Origin of the sequence: Rhodopirellula islandica (genome assembly GCF_001027925.1) — a bacterium.
Classification (GTDB): domain Bacteria; phylum Planctomycetota; class Planctomycetia; order Pirellulales; family Pirellulaceae; genus Rhodopirellula; species Rhodopirellula islandica.
In genome coordinates, this window is sequence record NZ_LECT01000049.1 from 1 (window position 1) to 546 (window position 546).

1 protein-coding gene is annotated in these 546 nt (G+C 62.8%); it reads left to right on the plus strand.

What is annotated here, in order from left to right; genetic code table 11:
• Window positions 1–401 (plus strand): hypothetical protein (locus RISK_RS33265; RefSeq protein ID WP_047817062.1); only part of this gene is annotated, 401 nt, incomplete at its 5' end.
• Window positions 402–546: the final 145 nt, after the last annotated feature.

Genomic DNA, 546 nt, shown 5'->3' on the forward strand with positions numbered 1-546 from the left:
CCCGACGCGTGAGCGAGGGACCCACCGGCTCGTTGCAATGGCACGCGATCCCTCGCTCACGCGTCGGGTTAGGATTCAATCCACAAGCCGTCACGCGTTGGGGTTCCATTTTGGCGGGCTTGGAAACCCATCGTACGGAGCACGAACCGGGGATCGTTCGGCGACGAGACGACAAACATCTGTCGTCGCTCCGCGACTGGGGAACTTGTGTGTTGTCGGCGGATGACCTTGGGTTGAAAACCCAAGGCTTTCGGCTGCCGTCGCTCCGCGACTGGAGGTGCGTCCGGGGGATGGAACAACCGCGGAGCGGTGACAGTTGTCAGCCTCGGGTTTTTCAACCCGAGGTCTCGAGTGTCACTCCCTTGACTCGGCAAGCCGCGGAGCGGCGACAGGTGAGCTGAGGGAGATTGAAAAAGTGAAATTCTAAATTGCAAAATCCGGGTGGCTGTGGCGATGACGGGACGCGAACCGGAGGAGCATTCGGCGGCAATCATCGCCCCGGATGGGGCCGGCGTCGGGCATGCCGCGTGGGCCTCGCGGACCGGC